The 18041-nt window shown below is 39.2% G+C and carries 17 protein-coding genes; 8 read left to right on the plus strand and 9 right to left on the minus strand.

The window, feature by feature from the left end:
• Window positions 1–82: 82 nt before the first annotated feature.
• From lysC to ABWV72_RS17860, 6 genes are all read right to left on the minus strand, one after another.
• A complete protein-coding gene (lysC, locus tag ABWV72_RS17835) occupies window positions 83–1372 on the minus strand; it encodes a lysine-sensitive aspartokinase 3 (protein WP_502902152.1) in 1290 nt (429 codons plus the stop codon).
• A gap of 282 nt (window positions 1373–1654) precedes the next feature.
• Window positions 1655–2038, minus strand: a complete 384-nt coding sequence (locus ABWV72_RS17840) for a GFA family protein (RefSeq protein WP_342805016.1) — start codon at window positions 2036–2038, stop codon at window positions 1655–1657.
• A gap of 67 nt (window positions 2039–2105) precedes the next feature.
• Complete coding sequence (locus ABWV72_RS17845; RefSeq protein WP_353372157.1) at window positions 2106–2540, minus strand: DUF192 domain-containing protein; 435 nt, start codon at window positions 2538–2540, stop codon at window positions 2106–2108.
• On the minus strand, window positions 2537–2758 hold the full coding sequence (locus ABWV72_RS17850) for a hypothetical protein (RefSeq protein ID WP_353372159.1): 222 nt from the start codon (window positions 2756–2758) through the stop codon (window positions 2537–2539). Before ABWV72_RS17850 ends, ABWV72_RS17845 begins: the two co-directional genes overlap by 4 nt.
• Window positions 2759–2999: 241 nt before the next feature.
• Window positions 3000–5612 (minus strand): bifunctional aconitate hydratase 2/2-methylisocitrate dehydratase, encoded by a 2613-nt coding sequence (gene acnB, locus ABWV72_RS17855; RefSeq protein ID WP_216047237.1) that lies wholly within the window; start codon window positions 5610–5612, stop codon window positions 3000–3002.
• A 167-nt stretch (window positions 5613–5779) separates the two neighbouring features.
• Window positions 5780–6892, minus strand: coding sequence for a PQQ-dependent sugar dehydrogenase (locus ABWV72_RS17860; protein ID WP_353372161.1), 1113 nt, complete (start codon window positions 6890–6892; stop codon window positions 5780–5782).
• A 181-nt stretch (window positions 6893–7073) separates the two neighbouring features.
• Between ABWV72_RS17860 and ABWV72_RS17865 the strand changes: the two genes are divergently transcribed.
• Entirely contained in the window at window positions 7074–7523 is a 450-nt protein-coding gene (locus ABWV72_RS17865; RefSeq protein WP_353372163.1) for a hypothetical protein, read from the plus strand.
• On the opposite strand, the gene ABWV72_RS17870 is transcribed toward ABWV72_RS17865, so the two are convergent.
• Window positions 7499–8026 carry a gluconokinase gene (locus tag ABWV72_RS17870; RefSeq protein WP_353372165.1) on the minus strand — a complete coding sequence of 176 codons (528 nt, stop codon included), beginning with the start codon at window positions 8024–8026 and terminating at the stop codon, window positions 7499–7501. The two genes, ABWV72_RS17865 and ABWV72_RS17870, sit on opposite strands and share 25 nt — an antisense overlap.
• A gap of 22 nt (window positions 8027–8048) precedes the next feature.
• The gene (locus ABWV72_RS17875; RefSeq protein WP_303501409.1) at window positions 8049–9527 is read right to left on the minus strand and encodes an ammonia-forming cytochrome c nitrite reductase subunit c552; all 1479 of its coding nucleotides are present in this window, start codon (window positions 9525–9527) and stop codon (window positions 8049–8051) included.
• A gap of 465 nt (window positions 9528–9992) precedes the next feature.
• On the opposite strand from ABWV72_RS17875, the gene ABWV72_RS17880 reads away from it, so the two are divergent.
• Genes ABWV72_RS17880 through ABWV72_RS17895 form a run of 4 tightly spaced genes read left to right on the plus strand, consistent with a single transcriptional unit; the run spans window position 9993 to window position 12311 of the window.
• On the plus strand, window positions 9993–10949 hold the full coding sequence (locus tag ABWV72_RS17880; protein ID WP_353372168.1) for a CsgG/HfaB family protein: 957 nt from the start codon (window positions 9993–9995) through the stop codon (window positions 10947–10949).
• A gap of 3 nt (window positions 10950–10952) precedes the next feature.
• A complete protein-coding gene (locus tag ABWV72_RS17885) occupies window positions 10953–11267 on the plus strand; it encodes a putative periplasmic lipoprotein (RefSeq protein WP_216047243.1) in 315 nt (104 codons plus the stop codon).
• The gene (locus tag ABWV72_RS17890) at window positions 11264–11644 is read left to right on the plus strand and encodes a DUF4810 domain-containing protein (RefSeq protein WP_353372170.1); all 381 of its coding nucleotides are present in this window, start codon (window positions 11264–11266) and stop codon (window positions 11642–11644) included. Before ABWV72_RS17885 ends, ABWV72_RS17890 begins: the two co-directional genes overlap by 4 nt.
• A complete protein-coding gene (locus tag ABWV72_RS17895; RefSeq protein WP_353372172.1) occupies window positions 11628–12311 on the plus strand; it encodes a GNA1162 family protein in 684 nt (227 codons plus the stop codon). The genes ABWV72_RS17890 and ABWV72_RS17895 overlap by 17 nt, the downstream gene beginning before the upstream one ends.
• A 107-nt stretch (window positions 12312–12418) precedes the next feature.
• Here the strand turns inward: ABWV72_RS17895 and ABWV72_RS17900 are convergent, their stop codons facing one another.
• On the minus strand, window positions 12419–12937 hold the full coding sequence (locus ABWV72_RS17900) for a hypothetical protein (RefSeq protein ID WP_216047245.1): 519 nt from the start codon (window positions 12935–12937) through the stop codon (window positions 12419–12421).
• A gap of 515 nt (window positions 12938–13452) precedes the next feature.
• On the opposite strand from ABWV72_RS17900, the gene ABWV72_RS17905 reads away from it, so the two are divergent.
• The 3 genes from ABWV72_RS17905 (at window position 13453) to ABWV72_RS17915 (ending at window position 17450) form a co-directional block, all read left to right on the plus strand.
• On the plus strand, window positions 13453–15549 hold the full coding sequence (locus ABWV72_RS17905; protein ID WP_353372174.1) for an EAL domain-containing protein: 2097 nt from the start codon (window positions 13453–13455) through the stop codon (window positions 15547–15549).
• A gap of 263 nt (window positions 15550–15812) precedes the next feature.
• On the plus strand, window positions 15813–17003 hold the full coding sequence (locus ABWV72_RS17910) for a TonB-dependent receptor (RefSeq protein ID WP_252728829.1): 1191 nt from the start codon (window positions 15813–15815) through the stop codon (window positions 17001–17003).
• The gene (locus tag ABWV72_RS17915) at window positions 17004–17450 is read left to right on the plus strand and encodes a hypothetical protein (RefSeq protein WP_216047247.1); all 447 of its coding nucleotides are present in this window, start codon (window positions 17004–17006) and stop codon (window positions 17448–17450) included. It begins immediately after the preceding gene.
• Window positions 17451–18041: the final 591 nt, after the last annotated feature.

Genomic DNA, 18041 nt, shown 5'->3' on the forward strand with positions numbered 1-18041 from the left:
ACTAAAACCAGACGATACAAAAATAAAAACGCTGCATAAAATGCAGCGTTTTTTTTATTTCAGTTTATTAATTGCTAAACCATCATTCGAATAGCGAACGATGCAATTCCTTGACAATTTCAGTACTGTCATCCTGATGCACTAGGAATGACATATTGTGGGGGTTAGCACCGTAGCAAATCATCCGTAAATTATAATCTCTAACCGAAGAAAATATTTTTGCTGATACGCCAGCGGCACTATGCATATTGTTACCCACCACTGTTACTAAATCATAATCGCTTTCAACCACCACCTCACAGAAGTCACGCAATTCATCAAGTGTTTCGCGATTAAGTCTTTCCGCAACGGAGTTAGTTGGATTATCTAAGGTAAAGGATACTGCTATTTCAGAAGTAGTTACCAAATCGACACTTAAGCTGTGCTTAGCAATAATAGTGAATACCTGCTGCAAGAAACCTTGAGCATGCATCATTTTAGGTGTTTTCACAGTCACCATCACTTGTTGCTTACGACGTGTAATAGCGCGATAAGGCGGCTCATTTACACAATCTCGTACTATCCAAGTTCCGCCTTTCTCTGGTTCTTTGCTCGAGCCTACAAACACCTTAATGTTTTTACGCAGCGCTGGCTCCATGGTAGCAGGATGCAGCACTTTGGCACCGAAGTTGGCCATTTCGGCCGCTTCATCGAAACTCAATTCTGGAAGTGGTCTGGCTGCATCAGTAATTCGCGGATCTGTTGTGAACACACCAACAACATCTGTCCAAATTTCGCAACTAACCGCATCCAAAGCTTCAGCTAATAAAGCCGCAGTGAAATCACTTCCTCCGCGACCTAAAGTGGTAGTTCGGCCTTGCTCATCAGCACCAATAAACCCCTGAGTGACATAAACTTTTTCAGCTAACTCAGACTTCATTACTTGGCTTGCTAAAGATTTAATTTCATCGATTTGTGGAACAGCTTCACCAAATACGGAATTGGTTCGCAGAACATTGCGGGCATCAAAGTTTTCCGCATTCACGCCCTGCTCTTTTAATACTTCGGTAATCAATAAAGATGACATACGTTCGCCAAATGATAACAAACCATCTTTCAGATCATCGCGATGCAACAACTCTTCGTGAAAAGCTAATTCTTCCATAGCGTCAAATAAAGAGCTTAATTTTTCAGTTACTTCATCTGGTTTAGCAAGCTGAGCAACAATTCCATTTTCAATCGTTTTGATCTGCTCAAGAATTTGCGCTATCTGTGCATGAGTCAATGCTGTATTTGATAAGCTAACTAGATGATTGGTTACACCAGCAGACGCACTAACAACTACCACGCGAGTAGAAGGGTTAGCAGCGATAATCTTTGCGCAGTTTTGCATTGCGGCATAATTTGCCACACTAGTGCCACCAAACTTGGCGATGTTAAGGTCAGGAATTGTCACGCTAGATCCTCTTTGAAAATAATCGCAGTAAATTAACAGATATAAACTTATTTAAAAGTAATAAATAGCAATTTCCTTCGATTAGTTTTGAATTGACTATGCATTTTTCAACTGAATAATTATCTACATTTTCTATATAACAATTCAAAATGGATATTTAGGAATTACCTTTAGATGAAATGATAGAACTGTTTAGTAAAAACCGAATATGCTTGCTGCTTAATTCAATTTACTCTTATGGGCAAGTTTAGCGGCATTATCTTCCCAATTTTGTCCATCGAAAGGAACGATTGTGATTTCAGCAGGTTTAGTGTCTAAGCATCGAACATTCACATCAACGCCATCTGGGTTTGAGCGTGGAATATAAAATGGCTTAGCGCCACAAACTTTGCAAAAGGTGTGCTTTGCAACACCAGTATTGAACCTGTATTCAGTTAGGAACTGTTCACCGCAGATTAAATTGAAGTGCTGCTTAGGAACAATCAGATGCAAAAAACCGAACTTACTGCATACGGAACAATTGCAATCCTCTACTTCGACTTGCTCTTCAGACTCCACTTCAAACTGAACTGCTTTACAGTGACAACTGCCAGTGTATTTCATCAACCATACTCCGGATTAACTTCATTTACGGCAACATTAAATAACAAAGTCACTAGCTTTTGCTTTACTAGGGTGTCTGAATTTGTACAAAGTGCCCTACTTTAACATTGTGTTTTGCAAACCAACCTATATTCATCTCTAACGCGTAAAGCACTTTAGTTGAAGAATTGATTGAGGTTAAATCATGTGGTTGCATACCTCTAATGTCCGTTATCTTGCCTTTTTCATCAATAAAGGCGACATCAAGGGGAATGAAGGTGTTTTTCATCCACATACCCGCGATACGTGGTTGGGAATATTTGAATAACATGCCGCAACTTTCGCACAGTTCTTCTCTATACATTAAACCTGTGGCACGTTGCTCAAAAGACTTGGCGTACTCCACAGTTAATACTGTGTCAGCAACTTGCACTGTTGCTTCTTCAAATTCGACCGCTGTGGCAGCCAATGATAGAACGGAAGCGGCAATAAATAATACTGCCGCATATACATTTTTAATCATAAATTTTTGCATGAACACCCTTCAACGCCATCACTTGTTTGCCAGGTTTCATAATGCCCCTGAACACATTGGTTTTTTACTGTAAAACACTGTTGTTGGTTATAGCCTACTTGAGTATCTGCAGCATTTGCTGCCGCATGCCCCAAAAATTCTTTGGTCGAACTTGCTGTGCACGCGTTTAGGCTTACTAATACTAACATTAACAATAAGGTCTTCATTAATAGTCTCTAATTTTTTCGATTAAAATTGCACTAATTGGAGCTTATCGGCAGTATTTAGTTCCCTTTCCCTAAGCTTGGCAAAATAGATAGAAAACAGATATTAGTGTTCACTTAAACTTCTTCAGTGTCAGCCAATTCAATCAACTAATAAATAGCATGCATAAAAAAACCGAACGAATCAAAGATTACGTTCGGTTTTTGCATTTACATAAACCTTGCTTAGTATTGCATGGCTTATTTACGCAATATTTAGCGCAGGGATGATTTTCTCTTTAGCTGCATCTTCGGCTTTCTTAAACTCTTCGATACGGTCGAAGTTCAAGTAGCGGAACACGTCACCTGACATAGATTCAATCTTGTTCGCGTATTCCATGTACTCAGCAGTTGTCGGAATACGGCCAACAATGGCACCTACAGCAGCAAGCTCAGCAGAACACAAATATACATCAGCGCCATCACCTAAACGGTTAGGGAAATTACGAGTCGATGTAGATAGTACTGTTGAATTAGCAAGTACACGCGCTTGGTTACCCATACACAAAGAACAACCAGGCATTTCAGTACGTACGCCCACTCGACCATATATATTGTAGTAACCTTCATCCATCAATACTGCTTTGTCCATCTTCGTTGGTGGAGATATCCACAAACGTGTAGGCAAGGTTTTATTGAATTGCTCAAGTAACTTACCTGCAGCGCGGAAGTGACCGATGTTGGTCATACAAGAACCGATGAATACTTCATCAATTTTTGCGCCAGCAACGTCAGATAAGGTTTTAGCATCATCAGGATCGTTCGGGCAGCATAGGATTGGCTCATTGATCTCATCAAGATCAATTTCAATGGTTTCAACATACTCAGCGTCTTTGTCAGCTTCCATAAGTTCTGGATTAGCTAGCCACTCTTCCATCTTACGTGCGCGACGCTCAAGAGTACGAGGGTCACCATAACCTTCATTGATCATCCAACGTAGCATAGTGATGTTAGACGTTAGGTATTCAGCGATAGATTCTTTAGACAGCTTGATAGTACAGCCTGCAGCAGAACGCTCCGCAGACGCATCTGACAATTCGAACGCTTGCTCAACTGTTAGTCCATCAAGACCTTCAATTTCAAGAATACGACCAGAGAATGCGTTTACCTTGCCTTTCTTAGCAACGGTCAATAGACCTTGCTTGATACCGTATAAAGGAATTGCATGAACCAAATCACGTAACGTGATGCCTGGCTTCATTTTACCTTTAAAACGAACCAAAACAGACTCTGGCATATCAAGCGGCATTACACCTGTAGCAGCTGCGAAAGCAACCAAACCAGAACCGGCTGGGAATGAAATACCCATTGGGAAACGTGTATGAGAATCACCACCAGTACCTACAGTATCTGGCAATAACATGCGGTTTAACCAAGAGTGAATGATACCGTCACCTGGACGCAGTGATACGCCGCCACGATTCATAATGAAGTCTGGAAGAGTGTGCTGAGTGTCGATATCTACTGGCTTAGGATAAGCCGCAGTGTGACAGAAAGACTGCATAGTTAAATCTGCAGAAAAACCTAAACAAGCCAGATCTTTAAGTTCATCACGGGTCATAGGACCTGTGGTGTCTTGAGATCCCACTGTTGTCATTTTAGGTTCGCAATATGTGCCTGGACGTATGCCTTCTACGCCACATGCTTTACCAACCATTTTTTGTGCAAGTGTATAACCTTTACCGGTATCAGTTGGTTGAACAGGCTTGCGGAACAAGTCTGAAGTACCAAGTCCAAGGGATTCACGAGCTTTATCCGTTAAACCACGACCGATTATCAAGTTAATACGACCGCCAGCACGAACTTCATCTAACAAGACGTCAGATTTATATTCGTACTTGGCAAGTTCTTCACCGGTTTCAGCGTTAGTGATACGACCTTCTAGTGGGTAGATATCAATAACATCGCCCATGTTCATTTTGTCAACGTCAGCTTCAAACACTAGCGCGCCAGCATCTTCCATTGTGTTGAAGAAAATAGGTGCAACTTTACCGCCGATACAAACACCGCCACCACGTTTATTTGGTACGCCAGGTAAATCTTCACCGAAGAACCAAAGAACCGAGTTGGTTGCTGATTTACGAGAAGAACCCGTACCTACAACGTCACCGACGAAAGCAACAGGGTGACCTTTTGCTTTAACTTCTTCAATTTGTTTAAGTGGACCGATTTCGCCATGCACTTCAGGCGTTAAACCATCGCGAGTCATCTTATATGCAGCGCGTGCGTGCAAAGGAATATCAGGACGAGACCATGCATCTGGTGCTGGTGACAAGTCATCGGTATTGGTTTCACCGGTAACTTTAAATACTGAGTAAGTGATCTTTTCAGGTAAGTCTGGACGAGATGTGAACCACTCTGCATCAGCCCAAGATTGAATCACGTCTTTGGCATATTTGTTTCCAGCTTTTGATTTTTCTTCAACATCGTGAAATGCATCAAACATCAACAAAGTGTGTTTCAACTCTTCAGCCGCCAACTCTGCTAAATCTTCGTTATCCAAAGCTTCAACCAAAGTTACGATGTTATAACCACCGTGCATGTTGCCCAACAATTGAATTGCAGCATCTTTTGATATCAACGGAGAAGTCGCTTCATCATTGATTATAGCGGCTAAGAAACCAGCTTTCACATAAGCGGCTTCATCAACACCAGGAGGAACTCGTTCAGATAATAACTCTAACAAGAACTCTTCTTCGCCAGCAGGAGGATTTTTCAATAATTCAACTAAACCAGCAACTTGCTCTGCATTTAATGGTTTAGGGGGGATACCCTCAGCGGCACGCTCTTCTACGTGTTTACGATAAGCTTCTAACACTTTATGGTCCTTTTAAATTATGAATATAGAGAAATATTGGCGACAGTATAAAGGTAAACGTTGAAAAATTGAATCATTCACAATGATTATTTAATGATAGTCAGCATACACAGAATCTATATACATTTATCATAATTAATTATTTCCGAACTACCTCAAATCAGCCTCTAGCGATTTGCAGTCACCCGTAATATTTTACCTTTTTGACTGTCTACCAGTATATACAAAGAGCCGTCTGGATGCACTTTGACATCTCTGAACCGGTAACCTAGCTCAGAGAGTAGAGATTGCTGTCCAACCACTTTGTTCTGTTGCATTTGAATCCAAAGAATCTCTTTCGACTTCAAACTACTAACCAAAAAATCGCCGCGCATTTGTGGAAACATCATGCCATCGTAGACAGTTATGCTCGATGGCGCGATAGAAGGAGTCCAATCCACTAATGGTTGTCGCATTCCTTGATATTTTTTAAATGGCGTAATTAACGCACCTGAATAATCTTTACCGTTGGTAATAATCGGCCAGCCATAGTTTTCACCTTTTCTAATGATATTTATTTCATCGCCGCCTGCAGGGCCATGTTCATTTGAAAAAACGAGATTTCGAATGGGATCATAGACTAAACCTTGTGGGTTGCGATGCCCTAACGAATATACAGAGTAGGCAAGATTCTTTTCAGTTTCGCCGATATATGGATTGTCATCTGGTATCTGACCATCATCCAAAATTCGTAGAATTTTTCCCATCTGATTATTCACACGTTGTGCATTTTCGCGAAAGTCAAAGCCATCGCCAGAAGAAATCAACAACGAATTGTCGTCTAAGAAAGCCAATCGGCCACCGTAATGTACAGGGGTATTTCGATAAGGTTTTACAGTGAAAATAACTTGGCTATCAACTAATTGATTATTTTTAAGTTTGGCGCGCATTACTTTGAGGGTGTTGCGTTCATCACTGCCTGCTGAATAAGACAGATAGATCCAACCATTTTGAGCATAGTCAGGATGAAGCACCACATCTAACAGGCCACCTTGACCCTTCACATAGATGTCTTTCGGTAAACCCTCGATAGGTTTACTGAGAGTAAAGTTGACTACTTGTCGCAAACTTCCGGTTCTTTGAGTAACCAGAAATTGACTTTCAGAAATAAATGCAAGCGACCAAGGATAATCCAAATCAGTGACAACTTCCTCTACCGAAAATAAATCCGACTTTGCATTCACCGGAATGCTAATGAATAAGAAATAAAATAACAACAGCGTTAAATATTTAATCTTCACAAACAATTCCTTGGGGTTAAAAACAATTAATTGATTAGGGTCTTAAAGCATAAATATACCCATATTGAGAAAAAATGCGAATTAAGCTGACGATATCCGTTTACTACTGCTATTCAAAAGATTGTTATTTTTCTAACTAAAATGGCAGACTAGTTAATGTTGACTACGTCAAGGTTATCCTATGAAAGCAACCATTAAACTAATTTTCGATTTTATTGCAGCAACACTGAGCTGTTTTGTTTTAGCTAGCCTTTTACATACTCAATTCGTTCTGCACGAATTAATTAAGCTTGATGTGATTATCAGTTGGCAAACAAGATTATCCGCCTCAGGCAAAGATTTACTCGGCCTACTGCCCACCTACGGCGCGATTATTTTAGTTGGATTACTTATCGCCTTTGTGTGTGTCTTTTTGATAAACAAGGTTTGGCCAAAACCAATATTATGGCTTTATCCCATTGCTGGCGCAGTTGCTCTGTTTACCATGCTAACAGCCATGCAACCTATTATGGATATTACCCTTATCGCGGGTGCGAGAACGCCACTAGGTATTTTTGCTCAGTGCCTGGCTGGTTTGTTTGGAGGCTGGGTATTTATGTATCAACGTCAACGAAGACCGAGTAAATTATAAATTTCTAATATAATTTTCTGCGGTGATTGAGTGGAATCAATTTCAACCACATCTGATTCCGCAGAGGTGTCTTCAAGTGCAGCAAATTGACTGGCAATCAAACTGCTTGGCATAAAATGGTTTTGTCTGTGTTCAAGCCTAGATGCTAATTCTTTGGGCTGTGTAATAAGATGGATGAATAAACAGGGTAATCCTAAATGGCGAAAACGCGCTCGATGTTGTCTCCTCAAGCCAGAATAAGCCATCACTTTACTAGACTGTTTGTTTTTACTTAAATGCTCGACTAGCCCTTGAATCCAAGGTTCACGCATTTCATCAGTGAGCGGGATACCTTTAGCCATTTGAGTTTTTGCCTCAAGACTATGAAAATCATCAGCTTCGACCAGCTCTATGGATAACTGCTGTGAGAGCAAATTGGCAATAGTCGATTTCCCACAGCCGCTTACTCCCATAATGATCAATACATAGGGTTTGGACAAATCTAATAAAACAGAATCAGTCACTAAACTTTTCCTCTAACTGCCATTAGTGGGTGAAATCTGAATGGGCATTTCGGTTTAAATGCAAGTCGGTTTCAACCAAGTGGCCGTCCATTCCCCATTCTCGCATTTTGTCTACTGCCCACTGCGGCGATTGCTTAGTATGGCATTCGTTACATGCATTGGGTGAATTTTCCAGCCCCATTTTAACCGACAACAGTGGATTGGGTATTGTCCCCACATTGTGACTACGAACGAAGTAGTCTATGCCAGATACTTGGTTCAACATGTTCTTTGGCATGTGACAGTCATAACAATAAGAACCTTTAGTGTCTGGTGCATGTCTGGTATGGGCAGTCAAATTTTGTTGTATAGGTTGGTGACATTCTAAGCAAAACTGATTACTCACTTCAGTTGGTTCTAAAATACCAAATTGAGCAGGTTGTTTGTTATTGTGCGGATCATGACAGTCGTAACAACGCATATCAGTTTGTTCATAATGTGCAGAATCAGCAAAGGTTCGAAATAAAGTGCCAAGCCCTTTGGGCCGTCCATCAGGCCAAACTTGCAGCGTGGGAAATGTGCGACCAGGAACACTTTCTGCCTCAGTAAAATACTCAGACAAGTCATTCAAATTGCCCGCATGATCATAACCTGGAGAGTAGGTCCGATAAGCGTCCATACGTTTACGTAAAATATCTGAACCGTGACAACGGGCACAAACACTCAACGCAACCCCTTGAGAATGGTCAGCTGCATTCATGATGTACGGAACTGGTTCATCGAACAATTTAAGGTTAACCAAAGACATCATGCGGTTAACAGGTTTGTCTTGCATATAATCAACATGTTCACTGCCAGGGCCATGACATACTTCGCAGCCAACGCCATCTTCAGTCCATTTTACATTAGCCACTGTATGAGCGCGGTCTTTGCTTATTTGTTGTAAATTAGTGGTGTGACAGCGAGCGCAATATAAATTCCATGCCGAGTTTAATGGCTTCATCTGTTCCCATAAATCGTCAACAGTTTCCGGGCTTTGCTCTTGCTCATTCCAATAAGCAAAAAACTCTCCTCTGGCCACCGACCATTGCACAGGTAATCGCCGCAATACCCCGCCTTCTTCTTGGGTAAGATAAGTTTGTCGATATTGGTAACCGATAACCTTATCGATTTTAAAAGGCGTGTACTGCTCAGAATTAATATCCTTGAGGGCTAAATAAAATTCATCACCTTCACGGAAGGACTTTACAGCTGGGCTGGTTTTATTGGGGTCAGTATTTAAGAAGAATGACCCGTTATTGAAATTACCAACCACAGTATTTTCGCTGGGTGCGTGAGTAATATTGTGATGAGGGGATTTTAACCAAGCGTCGTAATTAATAATATGACAGTCACCACACACTTCGCTTCCCACATATTCAGCGTGAAAAACCTGGTCATAGTTATCCTGACTAAACCAAACCATCGCAACCGCGGCAACAATTAATCCAATAAAGATATAAACAAATGATTTAAGTCCCATAATTCCTAATTACTTATCCAAATCGTTAAAAATTAAAACTGCTGTGTCAGTTTAGTTATTAATGTAAATGCCAGATTATTGTATTCATTCGGCGTGTTAGCGTAGCGCGACTTATCTGATATTTCGTTTTTATATTTACATAAATGCAAAACTTTTTTGCGAAAATGCAATCAAAAGCCCTGACAAAAACGTTTTAAAACGCGCAACTTGGTTAAATATCGTCAACCTTGATCTTAAGTATTTTCGCCTTTTTTGAAAATAAGTTACATCCGCCAAAAATTTTTTGCGCAATACACCATTGGCTTACACGTCTACTTCAACCTTTTGAAACATACCCTCAATATTGCATTAGGTCATCTTTTTAATCACTGCAAACCTTATCATTTTTATTTTTACTAATATCAGCTTTTAGATTGTGATATTTTAAGCTGTTTTTTATTAATAATTAATGAGTTAGAGGAAGTTATGAAAAGGATAGTATTTGTTTCTGCTGTTATATCCATTGGGTTGGCACTAAATGGCTGTACAAGCTCAACACGAGGGACGGTAAACAAAATCGAAGCCTCCTCCCCGGTTATTAGCCAATCGATTGTAGAGCCTGATAGCAAAGGACTAAAAAGAGTAGTGGCAATATCTCGATTTTCAGATGAAACCAAACGTACTAATAGTTTTTTGATTGATAATTCCGGCGACCGTTTAGGTAAACAAGCTGCAGATATTTTGTCTAGCCGTTTAACAGAAACGCAAAAATTCATAATGTTAGAACGCCAAGAATTAGATGAATTAGAAGAAGAAAGCCAAATAAATCAGACCCAACTCGAAAAAGTGGGTGCTGATTATCTAATTGTCGGATCGGTTTCCGAATTCGGTCGTGCAACAAACAGTGAAGTTGGTGTTTTCAGCCGCAACAAAATACAGATTGCAAACGCGACCGTTAATGTCCGACTTATCAATACTAAAACCGGACAAATTGTTTATTCAGAGGAAGCTTCTGGCGAGACGAGAACAGAGGCTAACCGAGTTTTTGGCGTTGGCGAAACAGCCGGATACGACACAAGTTTAGATGATAGAGCCATATCTGCTGCCATTTCCAAGCTGGTTAGTAATATTGTTGAGAATCTAATGGATGCCCCATGGCAGGCGTATATAGTCGCACAGCAAGATGGTATGTACTTAATGACGGGTGGCGAAGACCAAGGAATTCAAACTGGTGATAAATTTGTTGTAAAAACCAAGGGGAAGCAAGTGAAAAATCCCCAGAGTGGAATGATGATTGAGCTACCAGGAAAACAAGTTGCCACTATCAAAGTTATTGATTTCATTGGAACTGGACAAAACGCACTCTCACTTACCGAGGTAGTATCAGGAAGCATAGATGCATCAACTTTGGATCAAATTGTCGTGTTAGAAGGTGAGGAGTAAGAAATGAAATTATTAGTAGCATTCATATTTGCAGTTTTTTTAGCGGGTTGTAGCAGCAGCTTTAGCGAAGTAAAACAATTAGACGACAAAGCTTATCTGCAACTGACTGGCAATATTGCTTCGGGGTCACTGTCGATTGATGGAAAACAGATTAGTCTGCAACAAGCAGATAAATTTAAAATTGATGGGAATTTAGTGACCAAGTTTGAAATAAGCTCAGGTACGCATCTAATCGAAATAGTTAGAAATGATAAAACGGTAGTAAAACGTAAAATTTACGTCACCAATGGAAATGTATTCGAGGTAAATGTTCCGTGAGAAAAATAATTAGAAACACTTGCGTGGGAGTTTTAGTCGTATTTTTAGGTGCTTGTGCGGCACCTAAAACAATTTATTACTGGGGAGACTATTCTGAAACTGCGTACGACTATAAACATGAACCCTCTACTGATAGTTTAAGTCAACATAAAGCAGCTCTGATAGATATCATCGAAAATGCGGCTCGCAAGAATAAAAAAATACCTCCTGGTATCTACGCTGAGTTGGCAAAATTAGAATTAGACGCTAACAATCTCAACGGCGCGAAACAGTTTTTAAAACAGGAAGAAGCTTTGTTTCCAGAATCGGCGATAATGGTGAGAACAATGTTAACCATGATTGAAAAGATGGAGGTCAATAATGCGTCAACTAACTAGACTTTTTTCATTATTCATTATCGCCCATTTAGTTGGTTGTGCGACACCTACCATTTTAACGAAAAGCGAAGCTTATCCAAAGATGTACCAACAGGATACAAATTCAATCATTGTAGTACCAGCAATCAATCGTTCAACGGCAGCAGACGCTCCAGAACTCTATTCGACCACTATCGCTCAGCCACTAGCTGAGGCGGGATACTATGTTATGCCTATCCCCATGATCGAAATGATGTTGGCTGTAGAAGGCGTCGTTGATGGCGAGCAATTGAAAGGCGTTGAACCTGCAAAGTTTAAAACTATGTTCGGGGCTGATGCGGTACTTTTTGTTACTATCAATCAATGGGACACGAACTATTATGTGACGGGTGGAAACGTTACAGTTGGAGCCGATTTCGAGCTTATATCAACCTCAACCAACGAATCTTTGTGGAACTACAAAAACGTTGTGGTGATCAATACCTCGGGAAATAGTGGAAATTTGTTGGCTGATATTATTAGCACAGCAATAAGCACAGCCATAACTGATTATGTGCCCATCGCAAGACAGGTAAACTACTCAGTTGTAACGACCCTACCGGTCGGTAAATATCACTCTAGGCATAGTTTAGATGGGCAAGATAAAGTGGTTAACGAAACTTTAGCTAGTAAAAACACTGTAAATTAATTGAAAGAGTATTAAAATTAAGGCCTGAAAATCATTATAATTTCAGGCCTTTTTTAAACATCATTCAACGTATTAGTTACAAGCGACTTTGCCGCAACTCAGTACATTTACGAACCAAACATAACAACTAAAATTGCAAACACTGCACCTGCAGCCGCTATTTTAACGCCGCTTTTAAACATCGGTAACTTAGGCATAAACATCAGAAACGCCGAAACTACAAAGAATAACAACCCTATGCCAAAACTAATGTTGAGAAAGAAAAGCGGGCTACCCGTTGTGGCTTTATGCAATTTAACTAATTTAGCTAACGGCGCTGGGTAATCTTTTTTATTAATAACAACCTCTCCGGTTAGTTTGTTATATTGCCCTTGATTAAACACAACCATATCGTCAACTTCGCTTTCAACAGCAAAGCCTTTGAGAGCAATTTGTTTACCCAAAGATTTGCCATTTAATCCCTTATCTAACTGGCGTTCTTCAACTTGTGGGTATTTTAGAAAATCGGTTTTACGAAAAATCAATAAAGTCCCGCTGACTGCATAGATCCCCATGATCCCCGCCAAAAAAAAGCCTAACCATCTGTGATACTTACGTACGGCATTATGAAATTTAGGAGAAGCCATTTAATCCTCTATAATTAAAACTGAATTAGTGAAAGCCATAAGCTTTAATTGATTATTTTAAACTTATTTATTTGGCAGGTAATTTTTGCTGAAATATAGCATTTTAGTACTGAGGTTTCACCTCTATTAAGCGTGCTAGATACTAAAATAAATAATAAATACAGCCATTTAAGCTCAAATAAATTAGTGCAGTAAGCTATTTTCACAAGTAATTTGCTAAATTGATGTTTATCTAATGAAGTAATTTAGCGCATTCAATTGGCTTAAACCGTTAGATTTCGAAGTGTGAATACGCATTGGAACATCATGCAACGTTAACAGTGGTATATACTAAGTATTTGTTTTAAAATACAAAGGCTTTTCCACTTAATTTAGCAAAATTTGTTTCAAATTTAAGTCTGAATTTTTAGCATTTAGAGTACTTGGTAGTATGCCATCTAGTCTGAACTCAGACATAACTTAAGCAATTATTCAATTAGCTTGTTTAAACTTTGAAAAGGCAGGGAATCAGCTAGATGTTTCATAGTATTAGATACAAGTTTGTTATCATCATTATTTTATCTATTTTGATTAGCTCGGGCTCAGTTTTCTTTTTAGCCATAAACGAACATGAAAACCTATACCGGAAATCCGTAGAACAAAATTTAGATGCAATGGCATCAAATATTGCCGATAACCTATTATCGACCCTTTCCGAGGAGCCGGATCCCTTCTCGATAATAACAGAACTAATTGGGCTCGACCGCTACGAACATATTAAGTTTGTGAATGTATTCGATGCTGATTGGAATTTAATCCATTATTATGTACACCCAAACTACCTCAATTTAGAAAACTTCTCTCCTGAATTAACCTCAATTTCACCACAAGACTTACCCCCTGATGTAACCATAACCGATGAAGGTTTAGCTGTTTCAAAAACCATAGGTGAAGAAAAGTTTCCGGTTGGCCATTTATTAGTCGTTCAAGACTACCAACGACCATTGAATGAGAGTAAGAATAGTCTATTTTTCAGCGCTATCCCACTAGTGATGTTAGTTGTTGTCTTAGCAATGATGATTTCTTTTTGGATATATCAGCGTTTATTTGAACCTCTTTTGAGTCTCACTAAGTTTACTAAAAAAGTGGAGTCAACCACCGATTATGATTTGAAATACAGAGTTTCAGGTAATGACGAGGTATCGGAATTAGGTCGTAATATCAATAAACTATTGAGCACGATAAATGCGGAAATTAAGACCAATCAATTAAACACGGAAAAATTGATTGAGCAACAGAATTCAATGCAACACTTGGCTAACTACGATACTTTGACGGGGTTACCAAATCGTATGTTTTTTATGGAACTGCTTAGATTAGAGTTAGCCAGAAGCCAGCGAGAAAACGAAGATTTAGCGATTATGTTTTTCGATGTAGATGGGTTTAAAGGGGTTAATGACACCTTGGGACACGAGACCGGCGATTTACTGCTCAAAGCTGTTGCCAGCAAAGTTAAAAGCTTTCTGCGTCCAGGCGACATCCTAGCGCGATTGGGTGGAGACGAGTTTTTAATCATGATCCCAAATCTTAGCAGTTCACTACTAGCCGTTAATATAGCGAATCGAATAATTGAGGGTTTGTTGACCCCATTTGAGATTAACAGTTGGGATATTCAAACCGGTGTAAGTATTGGTATTGCGAAAGCAACCGATGCTGAATTTGATATCAACACATTCATCAGTAATGCAGATATTGCAATGTATGCATCGAAAGAAAAAGGCAAAGGTTCTTACACGGTTTTCCATAAAAAAATGCTAGAAGAAAATCGCAGAAAAGTGCAAATAGCCAACCTAATCACCAATGCAATAGCCAAAAACGAATTCGAAATTCACTACCAACTTAAAATATCATCGAAAGGCTTTGTAACTGGTTTAGAAGCTCTTTTACGTTGGAATAACGATGAGTTAGGAAGTATATCTCCAGGTGAATTCATTCCTATCGCTGAACAAAGCGGCAAAGTTAAATCCATTACGCGGTGGTTGGTCGAGCGAGTTTTCAAAGACATGAATGTTCTAGAAAAAATGGTTGAACAAAACCTCGTTGTTTCTTTGAATATTTCTAGTCATGATTTACAAGATCGCAGTTTCATACATTTTATTAAGAAAAATCTGAATCTCTATCAGGTTAATATTCAGAATATTCAATTTGAAATGACTGAATCTAGTTATCTAGAAAATTTCGACAGTGCTAATGATTTTTTCAATAACATACGACAAATGGGCGGCTCTATTGCTCTAGATGATTTTGGTACAGGTTATTCGTTCCTTAGTTACCTAACTAAAATTCAAATAGATACCCTCAAAATTGATCGAATGTTTGTAATGCAGCACGATAGCTCTGGAAAGGACACTGTCGTTTTGCAAACCATTTTGGATTTAGGCCATAGATTAGGACTGCAGATATGCAGTGAAGGAGTGGAAACTGCAGAACAAGCTAATTATTTGATTTCCAATGGAAGTGATGAAATGCAGGGATATTATTTTGCTAAACCGCTACCTTTAGCTAAACTACCTGAAGCGATTGAAAAAGCGCAAAAGCTATATCAAGAATTATATTATGGTCAACGCCAATAGTTAGGCGACAATATCTGTATAGAATTAGATTTCCGACTAGAATCTAATACATTCATACATGAGATTTTAAATAAATGTGTAAATTACTTGATCTTAATCAACTTAGATTAACTGAGTTAAGTAGTACTTTATAAATTATGGATAATACTCCCGTATAGAAAAAGCTACTGATAAAAAGGCGCATTTCAACTACCATCAAACTGCATTTACAACATCATCAACTTAACAGCGGTAACATTGAAAAAAGATACTAGGGATAGAACTTGTTAATACGACATACTTTTTTAAAATTTTTAATAATTTCAACTGCATTGTGCCACTTATCGCTATCCGCCAAAGATCTAGAGTTCTCCGGCTATGCAAGAGTAATTGGCGGTTATTTGGATGAAGATAACGTCGACTATAAAGGCTATGACGACAGTCTTAGTTTTGAGCCATCTAGTTTAATAGCATTGCAAGCCGAATATAAATTTAGTGAAAAATGGTCAGGGACTACACAACTCATCGCTAGAGCGGATCGGTCGAAAGATTCTGGTATTGAATGGCTATACCTAACCTATCAAGCAACAGACAATTTACAAATTAAATTCGGCAAGTTACGTGCCCCATTCTTTTCAATGAGTGACTACACAGATGTCGGTTTTGCCTATCCATGGATAAACCTACCACAGCAAGTTTACGATAATTTTCTATTTCGAACTTTTGAAGGCGCTGACTTAATCTATAAATTCACCAATAGCAACTTTGAAGCGAGTATAGAAGCTTATATAGGTCAAGAAGATGGTGACGTAAATTTTAGTAATACGCCCACAGGTTTTACGGCTCGTAATCTGCGAGGTTTAATCGGAAAAATTAATAAAAACAATTTCGAATTAAGATTGGCACACTATGAAGGTAATTTAAGTCTAAATATTACTGAAATTCATCAATTTCAACGTTATTTATCCAATCTTAACTTTGGCCGAAGTGCTGATTCATTGAGCACAAAAGGCGTAGCTAAAGTAGAACAGATAGGAATTGTCTACGACAATTTAGACTATTTCTTTAGATCTGAGTGGGTAAATATTGAGACAGATCTTGATTTCATACCAGAGATCCAGAGCTATTATGTGACAGCAGGTTTTAATTACGCTCCTTTTACCTTTCATATTACTTTTGCAGATAGCGACGGAGACAGTAAAACACCAGTCCAAGAAATACCCGTGGGCTTCGATCCTAACCTAGATCAATTAGCTCAAGCTTACAATAGTATATTTTTAGATGCAGCTGCTACAGATATGCAAAGCTGGACTTTGGGAGCACGCTGGGACGTATTATCTAATCTCGCTCTTAAAGTTGAATACTCAGCAATAGAGGAAGATAACGGGTCCAATTCATTTTTCGATTTTGATGAAAATACTACTTTCGACGGAAAATCGAATTTGTACCTTGTTGGTCTAGAGTGGGTGTTTTAAATGAATAATTTAATTACATCACAAATCATTAGAATATTATGGCTTACATTTTTAATCTTTGCTTTTATGGTGCCTGACTCCTACGCAGAAGATAAAGATTCTGACTTTATTGTCGTCCTAAATCCGTTAGATGAACAACAAATTTTGAGTAAACAACAAATTAGACACATATTTATGGGAGGTGCACTAAGTCATAAATATAAAGCGGTTAACCTGCCGTCAGGCAATCAATTAAGAGTTGAATTCAACACGAAAATTGTAGGCCTAACCGAATCCAGAATCCAAGCTTATTGGGCGCAGATGAAATTTACAGGAAGAAGCAAGCCGCCAATAGAATTAAATTCAACACAAGAAACCCTGCAGTTTTTAGCTGAAACAGAAGGGGCAATTGCGTATCTGCCTTCTGACTTAGAAATACCAAATAACCTTAGTATTATATACCCTTAAACTGCACAACCTTAGTTAGCAGTTTAAGGGAAGTGAAACAATTCCACGCTATATAGTTTAAAACAAACTTACCTCGACACAGATTAAGATGATTAAACCAAAACGCTGAATTTACTTAGAGAATCATTGTCGAGATTAAAACCCTAAATAGATCTTCCCCACTAACCTCGTTACCTTTCTAATATTCTAGTTATTCCACGGGCTAAACCCCGCGCTATATGTTTGTGCGTCTCTTTGTTCTTTCATGGGGTGAAAACGGGTCTCTGTTGGAGCACAGCTCCAGCCGTTTGAACGACCGACATGGATGTCGAGCTGGGCAGCTATACATGGATGTGTAACACCTAACGGTATCCCACGAGTATGAATTTAATGTTTTGAAAGCCCTTCGTTAAGTTAATTAGCATTCCACGGGCTTCAGCCCGTGCTACAGGTTTGCGCGTTTCTTTGTTCTCACATGGGGGTAAGCGAGGATGTTTTAGGAACGCAGTTCCGCCCGAGTGCACGACCGACATGGTTGTCGGGCTGGAGGTAGCCACATGGAGGTGTAACACCTAGCAGTTTATTACAGGGACAGGTATTGCATAACACACC

It is taken from the genome of Aliiglaciecola sp. NS0011-25 (assembly GCF_040370605.1).
In the GTDB taxonomy this organism is placed as follows: domain Bacteria; phylum Pseudomonadota; class Gammaproteobacteria; order Enterobacterales; family Alteromonadaceae; genus Aliiglaciecola; species Aliiglaciecola lipolytica_A.